We start from the raw sequence: 13026 nt of genomic DNA on the forward strand, positions 1-13026 counted from the left end.
GAAAAACCGAAACCCAATGGAAGAACAAAATATACAACCAGAAAACGACCAAAATAAAGAACTGAATTTTGACAATCGAATTCCGCTAGAAGACTTAAAAAATTCAGTCGAAGATTTAAAATCTCAACTTTCGCAGATAATTGTTGGTCAAACCGAATTTGTAGAATTGCTTATTGTAGGCTTACTTTCTAATGGCCACGTTTTGATAGAAGGTGTTCCCGGCGTTGCAAAAACGATAACAGCAAAACTTTTCGCGAAATGTCTGCAAACCGATTTCAGCAGAATTCAGTTTACGCCAGATTTAATGCCGAGTGATGTTTTGGGAACTTCGGTATTAAATATGAAAACCTCAGACTTCGAGTTTAAACCAGGCCCGGTTTTCTCAAATATCATTCTTATCGACGAGATAAACCGTGCACCTGCAAAAACACAAGCCGCTCTTTTTGAGGTCATGGAAGAACGACAAGTTACAATCGATGGAAAACGCCACCAATTACAAGATCCCTTTATGGTGTTGGCCACTCAAAACCCCGTAGAACAGGAAGGAACTTATGCCCTACCAGAGGCACAGTTAGACCGTTTTTTATTCAAAATTGAAGTCGATTATCCAAAATTAGAAGAAGAAATTGAAATTCTTAAAGGTCACAACGAACGAAAAGGCCAAAAACCTGAAAGTAACATCACTCCCATCCTTTCACCTGAAAAATTAAATGAACTAAAAACGCAAATTTTCGATATCAAAATTGATGAAAAGTTATTGCATTATATTGCCGAGATTGTAAGTAAAACGCGCCAGCATGCGCATCTTTATTTAGGTGCTTCTCCAAGAGCTTCGATTGCGATAATGAATGCAGCAAAAGCCTTCGCTGCCATAAATGGGCGTGATTTTGTAATCCCTGAAGATATTAAGAAATCACTAAATCCTGTTTTAGGACATCGTATTATCCTTTCGCCAGATCGTGAGATGGAAGGCATGAAAACCAAAGATGTAATTCAAATGATTAGCCAATCTGTAGAAATTCCGCGATAGTGATCAAATTTCTAAAATCCTTATATTTAACTAAGCGTTTCTTTTACGCGATCGCTACTATTGCCGTACTTTTCCTATTTTCATTTTGGATACCTGCAATCTATCCCGTTATTTGGGTGATATTGGTGGTTTTAAGCATTGCTTTATTATTTGATATTATTGCATTATTTCAGGGAAAAGGATTGACTGCAAAACGAATTTTACCAGAAAAATTCAGTAATTCTGATGCGAATTCAGTAAAAATTCAGATTAAAAATGCTTATTCTTTTAAGGTTTTTGCTGAAGTGATCGACGAGCTTCCAATTCAGTTTCAAAAAAGAGATTTTTTATATACTTCCGAAGTAAAACCTACTAAAAACTTCGAATTTGAATATGAAGTTACGCCTTTAGAACGTGGGGAATATATCTTCGGAAAATTAAATATTTACGCCCAAACCATACTGAAATTAGCCAAAATCAGGAAGGTTTTTGATGCTGAACAAATGGTAAAAGTTTATCCCTCGTTTATCCAGATGAAAAAGCTGGATTTCTTGGCGATTGATAATAGAATTTCGCAATCTGGACTCAAAAAAATACGTCGCCTGGGGCATACGATGGAGTTTGAGCAGATTAAAGAATACGTAAATGGCGATGATGTAAGAACCATTAATTGGAAAGCCACCGCCAAACATCGAAATTTGATGGTTAATCAATTTCAGGATGAAAAAGCACAACCTGTTTACTCAGTGATCGATACGGGCAGAGTGATGAAAATGCCTTTTGAAGGACTTAGTTTGCTGGATTATGCTATTAATAGTAGTCTGGCTTTTTCAAATATTGCCCTACGGAAAAAAGACAAAACAGGACTAATTAGTTTCTCTTCTAAAGTTGAAAAAATATTGAAAGATTCCTCCAGGATGAGTCAGTTACAGCGAATCATGGAAAGTCTTTATAATGTAAATACCGATTTTAAGGAATCTGATTTTGGAAGTTTATACGCCGGTATTAATAGGTTTATCACGCATCGCAGCTTACTAATGCTCTACACTAATTTTGAGCATCCATCAGCTTTAGAACGACAATTACCTTATCTAAAAGCGATAAATAAGCGCCATGTTTTAGTGGTTATTTTCTTTGAAAATACCGAAATCACAAAATTGCTGCACTCCTACCCTGAAAATCTTAGCGAAAGCGCACACCAGGGAATTGCTGAAGAATTTAGCCAAAATAAAATAAAAATGGCTAAAGAACTTCAACGAAACGGTATCCAAACCGTACTTACAAAACCAAAAGAATTAAGCGTAAATACCATTAATAAATATCTTGAAATTAAAGCACGAGGATTGATTTAAATTATTCGAATATGGGATCGTTGGTATTTTAGATCTTTTGAATGCTGAGAATATGCATTTTACTTCTCCTACCATATTACCATAAGCTTTAAGCTTTAACACATTTAAGTTTTAAATTGAACTCCAGTTCTCGCTAATTATTAATGTTCACTGGCAACTGTAAACCCAAAAATACAATTCAGCAGTAAAAAATTACAGTTCAGTAGGTTACTTGCTATTTCATAGAACATCTTTTCTACTTTTACAGTGTTCAACTAAATAAAACTATCTCATTATGAAAAATTTGGCAATTATTTTAGTCCTACTTATTACTGGAGTATCTTCCAAGGCCCAGGAAACATCAAAAGGTGCTACCGGAAGCATTACTGTAGAAATTGTAAATATTAGCAGTGATAAGGGTAAGATTTCATACGGTCTTTATACCGAAGACACTTTTATGAAAAATCCAAAATATTCTAAAACTGCAAAAATAAACGATGGAAAATCGACAATTACATTTGATGAAATTCCTGAAGGAGAATATGCCGTGATATGTTACCATGACAAAAATGATAACGATCAAATGGATTTTGAAACCAATGGAATGCCGAAAGAAGATTATGGTATGTCGAACAATAAAATTAATCCTTATGGCCCACCAACCTGGGATGATGGTAAGTTTGGCTTTGATGGTTCTTCCAAAGAAATAAGCATCAAACTCTAAACTCCATATAAATCTTTAAATAACCCCATAATTGATGAACTTCAATTATGGGGTTTTGCATAGATAAACTTTAGGTTTTATATAATTTCAATAGAAAAAACTAATATATTTGTAGTGATGATAAAAAGTTAAGCATCAAACTTACACTATAATATTGTTCACAAATTATGACGATTACACAGTTACACTACGTTCTTGCGGTTGCAGAGCATAAAAATTTTACCAGAGCTGCACAAAAAGTATTTGTTACCCAACCTACTTTAAGTATGCAAATACAAAAATTGGAAGAAGAGCTGGATATTCAAATTTTTGATAGAAGCAAAAAACCGATTGAACTGACCGAAACCGGAAAGAAAATTGTGACCCAAGCAAGGAATATCGTAAATGAAAGTGATCGCATTCAGGATATCGTAGATCAGCAAAAAGGATTTATTGGTGGTGCTTTTCGCCTCGGAATTATTCCAACGATTATGCCTACCCTGCTTCCCATGTTTATCAATAACTTCATTAAAAAATATCCAAAGGTTAAACTTCAAATAGAAGAATTACATACTGAAGCTATTATTGAAAAACTAAAGGAAGGGCATCTTGATGCCGCTATTGCTGCTACACCACTAAGCATTGATGGAATTAAAGAGAATGTGTTGTATTATGAGCCTTTTGTAGGTTATATACCACCCAGCCATCGATTGCACAAAGATCATAAAATTGATGTAGGAGATTTAGATATTGATGACATCTTATTATTACAAGACGGCCATTGTTTTAAAGATGGAATCATCAATTTGTGTAAGACTGTAAAATCTACTGAAGCCGAACATTTTAGACTCCAAAGTGGAAGTTTCGAAACCCTAATCAAATTAGCTAATGAAGGTTTAGGAATGACGTTATTGCCTTATTTGCACACATTGGACCTTCCTGATAAGGATAAAAATAATCTGAGAATGTTTAAAGATCCTGTACCGGCCAGAGAGGTGAGTTTAATTTACAATCGTAGTGAATTGAAAATGCAAATAATAGATGCGATGCGTAAAGTAATAGGATCTGTGGTGAAAGGTGCGATTGCATTCCAGAATGTAGAAATTATAAGTCCCACACAACAAAAGAAAAAGAACGAATTACAATATTAGACAAATAGTGATATTAAACTGAAAAAGCGGCTAAAAGCCGCTTTTAATGTTTTATCATTTTACGAATTTAAATAGATTAAGCACTGGTTTAGTTCCGGATTCTGCTTAGTAAGCGCTTCTAACCAAATTTTGAGTTCTTCAACTTCATGAGGTAATAATCTAGAAATTGCTTTTTGAACTTCTTTACAGAATAAATTAGCATCAAAACTCACCTTATTTAAGATGACTTTTGTGTAATCAAACATCGCTCTCGCCATAATTTGATAATTTTAAAAATACTTGAATTAATATAATGTAATTTTTTCTATAAGCTGAAATAATTAGATGCTTAAATATAATAAAAATCGATGCTTACTTTAAGAGTAAACATTATTTTAACTTTTAAAATCTGTTATCACCACTAATAATATCCCCGAAACCTCCTAAAATACTTCCTTCTCCTTTATCTTTTCCGCCAGCTTGCGGTGCTGCCTGTAAAACTCTATTCGCTAACCTGCTAAATGGTAATGATTGTATATAAACCACACCAGGACCTGTAAGTGTTGCAAAGAAAAGTCCTTCACCACCAAAGATCGTATTACGAATTCCGCCTACAAATTCTATATCATAATTAACAGTTTGTGTAAAACCAATAATACATCCCGTATCTACTTTTAAGGTTTCTCCTATAGCTAATTCTTTTCTAGCCATAGTGCCGCCGGCATGCACAAATGCCATCCCATCGCCTTCTACTTTTTGCATTATAAATCCTTCACCCCCAAAAAAGCCTCTTCCAAGTTTTCGGCTAAATTCAATTCCTATAGAAACTCCTTTTGCTGCACACAAAAATGCATCCTTCTGGCAAATAAATTTACCGCCAAATTGCGTAAGATCGATAGGGATAATTTTCCCGGGATAAGGAGATGCAAAACTAATTTTCTTCTTTCCCTGCCCCATATTCGAAAAGATCGTCATAAAAAGACTTTCTCCGGTAAGTAATCGTTTTCCGGCACCAAGCACTTTACCCAGAAAACCTTCATTATCTTTACTTCCATCACCAAAAATGGTATCCATTTTAATACCATTATCCATCATCATAAAATTACCGGCTTCTGCAATTGCAGCTTCTTGTGGATCTAACTCCAGCTCTACATATTGCATTTCTTCTCCAAATATTTCGTAATCTATTTCGTGGGCATTCATATTTTAAGTTTTAGTGGTTTTATAATTAGAGTTGAAAAATCTTAAAATGTTACAAACTAGATTAAAGTTTATATTTTGGCCTTTACCCTAACCGTCCATTCAAATTCAAAAGTAGAAACCTCTACTCCATCTTCATTAGTTCCTATGGATTTCATCCAAAAGGTTTGTCCTTCTCCGGTTTCTAATGTCTTAGCTATCGCATTATCTATTAAAGCACCGTCTTCACATTTAAAGGTGATCTTTCCAGTTGCCTTTTTGCTGAACACAGACTTATTTTGAGCTACCAACATCGAAATTGGTTGTTTTTGTGCTCTTATTTTCGAAATCACTAAAGCGCCCGTACTTAATTCGGCAGCCATTGCCTGAACCGCAAAATACATGCTTCTAAAAGGATTTTGATTGATCCATCTATGTTTTACCCCAACACTGCAATCTGTTTTAGAAATTGCTTTCACCCTTACCCCACATATCCATGCACTTGGTAACTTGAGCATTAAAAATTGATTGAGTTTCTTAGGCGTTATTTGCATATTCTTAATTATTTCTTTTAAAGATATTTAAATTATTTCACATGTAAATCACGATTAAAATGATAATTAAATGTTAAATTTTAGTACTATGCTTTGCAAAATACCTTCTTTTAACCATATATTTGTATAAGAAATTAACTGGTATAGTACTATTACATTTAATTAGTTAAGCTTTATAATAAGTTATCAATCAAAAAACATCCTTCATCAGGATATTGAAACCGGACTTAAAACCATCAAACAACCATCATTTTAAGTCCGGTTTATTAAAAAAGAAAACGCAATGGAATCATCAGCAATCAAAAAACAAGATCAAACCCTGGCCACGATCATCCACCTTTCGGTTTTTTCAAAATTATTTATCCCTTTTGGCAATTTCATCTTTCCGGTGATTATCTGGCTGGTAAATAAAGAGAAGAAATTTGTAAATCATCATGGTCGAAATGCCGTAAACTTTCAGTTAAGTTTAGTCCTGTATTATCTCGTTATTGCATGCCTACTCATTATCGCACTACTTATTTTTGTTGCCAGAATTCCTCTAGAATTTTTAGAATTTAATGAATACAATATCAGGATTGATACTGTAGATAATGAGCAGGTTCTTCCTTTGCTAGTCACACTTATTACCGGCGGCTTCTTCCTTTTTGGACTGATAGTTCTAGAACTGTATGCAGTAATTAGCGCCGCAAAAAATGCAAGTGAAGGAAAAGAATATACTTATCCAATATGTATCAACTTCATCAAAGAAGATATTACCGAAAACCATCCATCAAAATAATCATCATGAAAAAACTTCTAAGCTTCAGCCTAATATTAATGTTATTCTTAAACATTTCTTGCGTTAAAATTAAAAATGAAGTTGCAGATACCGAGAATTACAAACTAGACGGAAATTGGGAATTGTACGATGGAGAAAATGCAATAAAAAATATTGTATTCAATAACAACAAAGTATTTCTGAAGAAAAACAGCGAAACGATTAATGGCAAACTAACCTTAACCACGACCAGTTCCTCTTCAGTAGATTTAATAGTTTATACCAAAACCACTACTAAGAGTATCCCAACCATCGAATATTTTAAAAACGGGAAAAAAATTAAAATTCCAATTCAATACGAAAGTATAGACGATGAAGCCTTTATAACCCTAAATGATGTAGTCTATCATAAAGTAAATTAGTCATCCAATTTATCAAACATAATCATCAATCAAAAAATGAACATTTTAACAACATTCAAAACCAAGCGCTATGAAGATAGAGAACACCAAAGCACAAATGCGTAAAGGTGTACTGGAGTATTGTATACTTTCGGTTTTAAAAGATGAAGATGCTTACGTAGCTGAAATCTTAGACACCTTAAAAGATGCCAAATTACTGGTGGTTGAAGGAACCATATATCCTTTGTTAACCCGACTTAAAAACGCCGGACTTCTCTCCTACCGTTGGGAAGAATCTACCAGTGGGCCACCAAGAAAATATTATGGATTAACCGAAACTGGCAGATTGTTCTTAACTGAACTTTCCTCGACCTGGGATGAGCTGCAAACCGCAGTAAACATTGTAACCACTCAAAAAAAGAAAAATCATGAATAAGACAATAAATATAAATCTTGCGGGCATTTTCTTTCACATCGATGAGGATGCCTTTAACAAACTTCAACACTATCTAGATGCCATAAAGCGATCGTTTACCGATAATCAGGGACGTGATGAAATTATAATGGATATTGAAGCTCGTATTGCTGAACTTTTTGCTGAAAAGAGAGCAAATAAAAGTCAGGTAATCAGTTTAAAGGATGTAGATGAAGTAATTGCCATAATGGGGCAACCTGAAGATTATATGGTAGATGAAGATATCTTTGAGGACGAGCCAGAAGCTGGTGCTACTAAAACTAAAAAATCTTCAAACAAAGGACTTTATAGAGATACAGAAAATTCTTATGCCGGTGGTGTTAGTAGTGGTTTAGGCCATTATTTAGAAATCGATGCTATCTGGATTCGTTTAATTTGGGTGGTACTTACCATAGCTTCAAGCGGAGCTTTTCTATTTGTCTATATTGCTTTTTGGATTTTTACTCCAGAAGCTAAAACCACTGCCGAAAAACTTTCTATGCGTGGTGAAGATGTTACCATTTCGAATATAGAAAAGAAAATAAGAGAAGGATTTGATAATGTTTCAGAAAAAGTAAAAAATGTAGATTATCAAAAATATGGTAATCGCGCAAAAGCTGGCGCAGGTACGGCTGCCACCGCTTTTGGATCTATTATTAATGTAATTCTTAAAATTATCGTAGCCTTTGTAGGTATAGTGATACTGTTAACTGCAGGTTCTGGATTAATTGGGTTATTTATTAGTCTATTTACTGTTGGAACATTTGGAATAATCGAAGCTCCCTGGAATGATCAATTAATGATGCATATCTCAGAAACTTCCATTTGGGTAGGCGCCATACTAAGCTTCTTTGCTGCAGGAGTTCCTTTGTTTTTTCTGTTTATATTAGGATTAAAAATTCTGGTAAAAAATCTAAAATCAATTGGAACCACAGCAAAATTAGTATTGCTAGGATTGTGGATACTTTCGGTTATAGGATTAGCAATAATTGGTATTAGAGAAGCCACCAGTAGAGCTTTTGATGAAGAAGTGACGGAAACTTATGTTGTTCCCACTAAGGCACAAGATACGTTAATGGTAGCTATGAGAAACAATTCACAATATTCCTCTCATTTTGGATGGAATTCTGATGAGTTTGAATTGAAATACGATGAAAATGAAAATAAAGTACTTTACAATGAAGATCTAAATCTAGTAATTCGCTCTACTAAAGACACTGTCGCAAAATTGGATATTATCAAATCTGCTGAAGGTCGAAGTATTTTGGATGCCAAGAAAAGAGCAGAAAATATCGAGTATCACTTCGAATTTTCAGATAAAACGCTCTATTTAGATAGTTATTTTTTGGTAAAGGGAGATCTAAAAGCCAGAGATCAGGAAATCGATCTAGTGCTATGGCTGCCAGAACAAAGCTTTATTATTGTAGATAAAAATGTAGCAGCCTATCACAGAAACAGTTATTCTTCCTACGATATTTTACAAAATGGACAGGAAGGTTACACACTACGTGTAGAAAACGACAATGCTGTTTGCTTAGATTGTCCTGTAGAATTAATCGAAGAAGAAGATGAGGACGTTTTCGATACAGAAGATGATGGTTTTAATACCACAGCAGAAGAGAAAAAGTATCTCGAGGAACAAAAAAAGCGATTTGAACAAGACCCTGAAGGTATGGATGATCCAACTGACGCTTCAGATGATTTCTGATGCGTTAGTTTCTTATACTAAGAAAATGTATAAATATCATTGCTAAAACTTAAGCATCAATCAAAAACCAACCAATCATGATTAGTCTTTTAAATTTGATCATCGGTTTTCTTATGCTTGTACTTTCCTCTCGATTGGAGATTGCACGACAAAAGGATAAAATTCTTGAAGTTTCCAATAAGATTGAATGTAGTTATAAAGAAAATGATTTTTTAAATAAAATTTGAACTATTTTAAAGCCTCTATTAGTTAGCTAAAGAGGCTTTAATTTTTTTCCGCTAGATATTTCGTATTTTAGTTTTCATACAATCTGTTTTATGGCGTTCTTTTTGATATTGCTTTATTGAATGAAAAATAGAATTATGAAAAAAGGTATTAGTCTCCTACTGTTTTTAGCTACGTTCATTTCACAAGCGCAAGTTGTGGGAAACCGAAATGTTGTGAATAAAAAGAGAAATCTTGATAATTTTACTGAAATCCACATCACTGGAGAATTTGAGGTAAGCCTGGCAAGAGGAAATTCGGCTTTTGCAGAAGTTGAGGCCGACGAGAATCTCCATGATCTAATTCGTACCGATGTGGTAGATGGGGTTCTTTTTATTAAACCGGCAAAAAAAATTAAACGTTCTAAACGACAGGAGATAAAAGTTGAATTTCCAGAAACCATTACCAAAATTACACTTGAAGAAGATGCTGAGTTAGATGCTTCAAAAGGTTTAAATCTCTCTAATGTTGAAATTGAAACCATGGGTAAGTCCAAGTTATTTCTAACCTTAAATGCCACAAATTTTAAGCTTAAAAATGGCGAAGATGCTCAAATTGAATTAAATCTGGAAGCTAAAGAAGCTTATTTCCAACTAAATGGAAGTAGTAAAATAAAAGCTTTGGTTAATGCTCCAATTTTTAAATTAGATAATTACGAACGTGCTGAGGCTGAAATTGAAGGAGCAGTTGAAGATTTTCAGTTAAGAACAGAACACACCAGCTCTTTTGAGGGTAAAAATCTTACTGCAACGAATGCTAAGCTTATTGCAGAAGGTCGTTCTAAAAACGAAATTTCAGTAACCGAAAATTTAAGCATCACCGCTGAAGATCGCAGCGAAACCATCATTTTTAATACACCAAAGATCGAAATCGCAAAATTTACAGGAGAAGCTGTTTTAAAGAAAGCTGAGTTTTAATATTTCAAGTAAATTACCTCAGTGCAAGTCCATGAGACATTTATCAGAAAATTATTTATTATTTGGAGGCAAGCTTCGGAGCATTTAATTTTGATGATTATCGAGTAAATATTTTAAAATAGCAAGGCCGGATATTAAAATCCGGCCTTGCTGATAGTTATGAGTAAATTACTACTTATACTTAGGCAGTAACTTCTTTTTGCTCTTCTTCTGTGGTTTCGATTTCAGCTAAATAACGTTCAGCATCCATTGCAGCCATACAACCAGTCCCGGCAGCAGTAATTGCCTGGCGATACTCTTTATCCTGTACATCTCCAGAGGCAAAAACTCCGGGGATATTTGTTTTTGTAGATTTTCCCTGAGTAATTAGATAACCGGTTTCGTCCATATCTAAATGCCCCTTAAAAATATCTGTATTGGGTTTATGACCAATCGCGATAAATAAACCGGTGATTTCGATTTCTTCTTTCTCGCCAGTCTCATTATTTATCATTCGTAAACCATCAACCACTTGCTCACCGATTACTTCATCTACTTCCGTATTGTAACGAACTTCCAGATTTTTGGTGTTATTTACACGATGTTGCATCGCTTTAGAAGCTCTCATTTCATCTTTTCTTACCAACATCGTAACTTTTCTACAGATATTTGCTAAATAAGTTGCTTCTTCCGCAGCAGTGTCCCCACCACCAACAATCGCTACATCCTGATTTTTGTAAAAGAATCCGTCACAAACCGCACAGGCAGATACTCCGCCTCCTCTTAATTTTTGTTCACTAGGTAATCCTAAATATTTCGCAGTAGCTCCTGTAGATATAATTACAGTTTCAGCTTCTACCCATTTAGAATTATCGATACAAGCTTTATGGATTCCACCAGCTTCTTTGCTAAACTCAACTTCGGTAACCATTCCCATACGAACTTCTGTACCAAAACGTTCAGCTTGCTTTTGTAGATCCATCATCATGGCCGGTCCATCGATACCTTCAGGATAACCAGGGAAATTATCAACCTCGGTAGTTGTAGTTAACTGCCCACCAGGCTCCATCCCGGTATACATAATTGGTTTTAGATCTGCTCTTGAAGCATAAATCGCTGCGGTATATCCGGCAGGACCAGACCCAATGATCAAACACTTAATTCTTTCGATTGTCTCGCTCATATGTTCTTTAAATCTTATTCTTTATTTCGATTGTAAAAGTAGTAACTTCAATTAAAAACTTACAGTAAATCACATATAGATTTACTATATATCGATAGTTACAGCATATTAGTCTGTTTAACTGACTAATAATTACTTACTGCGTTTCTACAAATTTAAAACAATAAAATTACCTTTGCCAATTATGGAGTTTAGCCTGTTTAATTTACTCGATATTCTTGGTACCGCAGCTTTTGCGATTTCTGGTGCATTATCTGCCATGAACCGCAGGTTAGATCTCTTTGGTATTTTTATCATTGCATTTGTAACTGCTATTGGTGGTGGCACATTACGCGATGTTTTGATTGGTAATACTCCTGTTACCTGGATGGAAAACACACTCTACATCTACCTTATTAGCGTAGTGACAATATTGGCCATTTTATTCAGAAATTATTTAAATCATCTAAAGAAATCACTCTTCTTATTCGATACGATCGGTCTTGGAGTTTTTACAATCACCGGCGTAGAAATAGGAATTAGAAATGAACTAGATCCTATAATTTCTATTGCTTTAGGTGGAATGACGGGCGCTTTTGGTGGTGTAATTCGGGATATTCTTTGTAACGAAATTCCCGTAATTTTTAGAAAAGAAGAAATTTATGCGACGGCTTGTCTGGTAGGCGGACTCATTTTCGTTATAATGCACGATCAAAATATCAATACTGATATTACTTACCTGGTAACGTCTCTAACTGTAATAATCTTAAGATTACTTGCAGTAAAATATCACATCACACTCCCTGATTTTTATCCTGAAAAAGAGCAAAATTAACTTGAAAGTTTAGTTGAAGAATCCATAAAATCTCCACCTAAAATTTCATCTCCATAATTTCAAATTTCGCTTAGTAAATTACTTTGGGCATCACCACGAAGCATTCAGTATAGAGAAAGTTTCGATTTCGAGAAAAGCCTTGAGCCTTAGATCATTTGGCGATTCCAAGAAAAAGCAATTAGCTCTAGGGAACTAATTGCTGATAAAAACCAAATTGCTATAATTCCTAATGTGGTAATTTCTTCCGAAGAAGTCCGTATAAAAAAGTTCCTAACAAAGCTCCGGCAAAAACCACTAATATTGGCCAATAACCTGCGCCTGCTAGAACGTAGATTGGTCCCGGGCAAGCTCCTGCTAATGCCCAACCTAATCCAAAAATGATTCCGCCAAACATATAGCGGCTAAAGCTTTTATTCTTCGGAACAAAGGTTATTGGCTTTCCAAAGAAAGATTTAAGGTTCTTTTTCTTAATTATCTGAACGCCAATCACCCCTAAAAATAGCGCTGAACCAATGATTCCATACATGCGGAACGACTGAAATTTAAACATCTCGTAAATCCTAAACCACGAAGCAGCTTCAGACTTAAACATCACAATTCCAAAAAATATTCCTATCACTAAAAATCCTATCTGTCTCATTGC

15 protein-coding genes are annotated in these 13026 nt (G+C 34.6%); 10 read left to right on the top strand and 5 right to left on the bottom strand.

Annotated features, from left to right (window positions below; all coding sequences use genetic code 11):
- The first annotated feature begins 16 nt into the window (after window positions 1–16).
- The 4 genes from PBT89_RS09845 to PBT89_RS09860 all read left to right on the top strand — a co-directional run bounded on the left by PBT89_RS09845 (window position 17) and on the right by PBT89_RS09860 (window position 4194).
- Window positions 17–1030: an AAA family ATPase gene (locus PBT89_RS09845; RefSeq protein WP_270061747.1), complete on the top strand. Its 1014-nt coding sequence runs from the start codon at window positions 17–19 to the stop codon at window positions 1028–1030.
- Window positions 1031–1032: 2 nt separating this feature from the next.
- Window positions 1033–2361: a DUF58 domain-containing protein gene (locus tag PBT89_RS09850; RefSeq protein WP_270064256.1), complete on the top strand. Its 1329-nt coding sequence runs from the start codon at window positions 1033–1035 to the stop codon at window positions 2359–2361.
- Between the two features lie 274 nt (window positions 2362–2635).
- Window positions 2636–3064: a DUF2141 domain-containing protein gene (locus tag PBT89_RS09855; RefSeq protein WP_270061748.1), complete on the top strand. Its 429-nt coding sequence runs from the start codon at window positions 2636–2638 to the stop codon at window positions 3062–3064.
- 167 nt (window positions 3065–3231) lie between these two features.
- Window positions 3232–4194: a LysR family transcriptional regulator gene (locus tag PBT89_RS09860; protein ID WP_270061749.1), complete on the top strand. Its 963-nt coding sequence runs from the start codon at window positions 3232–3234 to the stop codon at window positions 4192–4194.
- A gap of 59 nt (window positions 4195–4253) precedes the next feature.
- Here the strand turns inward: PBT89_RS09860 and PBT89_RS09865 are convergent, their stop codons facing one another.
- The 3 genes from PBT89_RS09865 to PBT89_RS09875 all read right to left on the bottom strand — a co-directional run bounded on the left by PBT89_RS09865 (window position 4254) and on the right by PBT89_RS09875 (window position 5906).
- A complete protein-coding gene (locus PBT89_RS09865; RefSeq protein ID WP_270061141.1) occupies window positions 4254–4451 on the bottom strand; it encodes a hypothetical protein in 198 nt (65 codons plus the stop codon).
- A gap of 124 nt (window positions 4452–4575) precedes the next feature.
- Window positions 4576–5376, bottom strand: a complete 801-nt coding sequence (locus PBT89_RS09870) for a TIGR00266 family protein (RefSeq protein ID WP_270061750.1) — start codon at window positions 5374–5376, stop codon at window positions 4576–4578.
- A gap of 68 nt (window positions 5377–5444) precedes the next feature.
- Window positions 5445–5906, bottom strand: a complete 462-nt coding sequence (locus PBT89_RS09875; protein WP_270061751.1) for a DUF4442 domain-containing protein — start codon at window positions 5904–5906, stop codon at window positions 5445–5447.
- Between the two features lie 283 nt (window positions 5907–6189).
- Between PBT89_RS09875 and PBT89_RS09880 the strand changes: the two genes are divergently transcribed.
- The 5 genes from PBT89_RS09880 (at window position 6190) to PBT89_RS09900 (ending at window position 10407) form a co-directional block, all read left to right on the top strand.
- Window positions 6190–6684: a DUF4870 domain-containing protein gene (locus tag PBT89_RS09880; RefSeq protein ID WP_270061752.1), complete on the top strand. Its 495-nt coding sequence runs from the start codon at window positions 6190–6192 to the stop codon at window positions 6682–6684.
- A gap of 5 nt (window positions 6685–6689) precedes the next feature.
- The gene (locus PBT89_RS09885) at window positions 6690–7085 is read left to right on the top strand and encodes a hypothetical protein (RefSeq protein WP_270061753.1); all 396 of its coding nucleotides are present in this window, start codon (window positions 6690–6692) and stop codon (window positions 7083–7085) included.
- Window positions 7086–7155: 70 nt separating this feature from the next.
- A complete protein-coding gene (locus PBT89_RS09890; protein WP_013071826.1) occupies window positions 7156–7500 on the top strand; it encodes a PadR family transcriptional regulator in 345 nt (114 codons plus the stop codon).
- Window positions 7493–9226, top strand: a complete 1734-nt coding sequence (locus tag PBT89_RS09895) for a PspC domain-containing protein (protein ID WP_270061754.1) — start codon at window positions 7493–7495, stop codon at window positions 9224–9226. The genes PBT89_RS09890 and PBT89_RS09895 overlap by 8 nt, the downstream gene beginning before the upstream one ends.
- Window positions 9227–9588: 362 nt before the next feature.
- A complete protein-coding gene (locus tag PBT89_RS09900) occupies window positions 9589–10407 on the top strand; it encodes a GIN domain-containing protein (RefSeq protein WP_270061755.1) in 819 nt (272 codons plus the stop codon).
- A 181-nt stretch (window positions 10408–10588) separates the two neighbouring features.
- On the opposite strand, the gene trxB is transcribed toward PBT89_RS09900, so the two are convergent.
- On the bottom strand, window positions 10589–11569 hold the full coding sequence (trxB, locus tag PBT89_RS09905) for a thioredoxin-disulfide reductase (RefSeq protein WP_270061756.1): 981 nt from the start codon (window positions 11567–11569) through the stop codon (window positions 10589–10591).
- 184 nt (window positions 11570–11753) lie between these two features.
- On the opposite strand from trxB, the gene PBT89_RS09910 reads away from it, so the two are divergent.
- Complete coding sequence (locus tag PBT89_RS09910) at window positions 11754–12383, top strand: trimeric intracellular cation channel family protein (RefSeq protein ID WP_270061757.1); 630 nt, start codon at window positions 11754–11756, stop codon at window positions 12381–12383.
- 226 nt (window positions 12384–12609) lie between these two features.
- Here the strand turns inward: PBT89_RS09910 and PBT89_RS09915 are convergent, their stop codons facing one another.
- Window positions 12610–13023 carry a DUF6691 family protein gene (locus PBT89_RS09915; protein ID WP_270061758.1) on the bottom strand — a complete coding sequence of 138 codons (414 nt, stop codon included), beginning with the start codon at window positions 13021–13023 and terminating at the stop codon, window positions 12610–12612.
- Window positions 13024–13026 lie beyond the last annotated feature (3 nt).

Source organism: Zunongwangia sp. HRR-M8, assembly GCF_027594405.1.
In the GTDB taxonomy this organism is placed as follows: Bacteria; Bacteroidota; Bacteroidia; order Flavobacteriales; family Flavobacteriaceae; genus Zunongwangia.

Bases quoted from the DNA above. Each gene is read 5' to 3' on its own strand.
- PBT89_RS09890 (WP_013071826.1), top strand. From the start codon at position 7,156: ATGAAGATAGAGAACACCAAAGCACAAATGCGTAAAGGTGTACTGGAG.
- PBT89_RS09875 (WP_270061751.1), bottom strand. From the start codon at position 5,906: ATGCAAATAACGCCTAAGAAACTCAATCAATTTTTAATGCTCAAGTTA.
- PBT89_RS09915 (WP_270061758.1), bottom strand. From the start codon at position 13,023: ATGAGACAGATAGGATTTTTAGTGATAGGAATATTTTTTGGAATTGTG.
- PBT89_RS09900 (WP_270061755.1), top strand. From the start codon at position 9,589: ATGAAAAAAGGTATTAGTCTCCTACTGTTTTTAGCTACGTTCATTTCA.
- PBT89_RS09865 (WP_270061141.1), bottom strand. From the start codon at position 4,451: ATGGCGAGAGCGATGTTTGATTACACAAAAGTCATCTTAAATAAGGTG.
- PBT89_RS09870 (WP_270061750.1), bottom strand. From the start codon at position 5,376: ATGAATGCCCACGAAATAGATTACGAAATATTTGGAGAAGAAATGCAA.
- PBT89_RS09860 (WP_270061749.1), top strand. From the start codon at position 3,232: ATGACGATTACACAGTTACACTACGTTCTTGCGGTTGCAGAGCATAAA.
- PBT89_RS09885 (WP_270061753.1), top strand. From the start codon at position 6,690: ATGAAAAAACTTCTAAGCTTCAGCCTAATATTAATGTTATTCTTAAAC.
- PBT89_RS09910 (WP_270061757.1), top strand. From the start codon at position 11,754: ATGGAGTTTAGCCTGTTTAATTTACTCGATATTCTTGGTACCGCAGCT.
- PBT89_RS09855 (WP_270061748.1), top strand. From the start codon at position 2,636: ATGAAAAATTTGGCAATTATTTTAGTCCTACTTATTACTGGAGTATCT.
- PBT89_RS09845 (WP_270061747.1), top strand. From the start codon at position 17: ATGGAAGAACAAAATATACAACCAGAAAACGACCAAAATAAAGAACTG.
- PBT89_RS09895 (WP_270061754.1), top strand. From the start codon at position 7,493: ATGAATAAGACAATAAATATAAATCTTGCGGGCATTTTCTTTCACATC.
- PBT89_RS09880 (WP_270061752.1), top strand. From the start codon at position 6,190: ATGGAATCATCAGCAATCAAAAAACAAGATCAAACCCTGGCCACGATC.
- trxB (WP_270061756.1), bottom strand. From the start codon at position 11,569: ATGAGCGAGACAATCGAAAGAATTAAGTGTTTGATCATTGGGTCTGGT.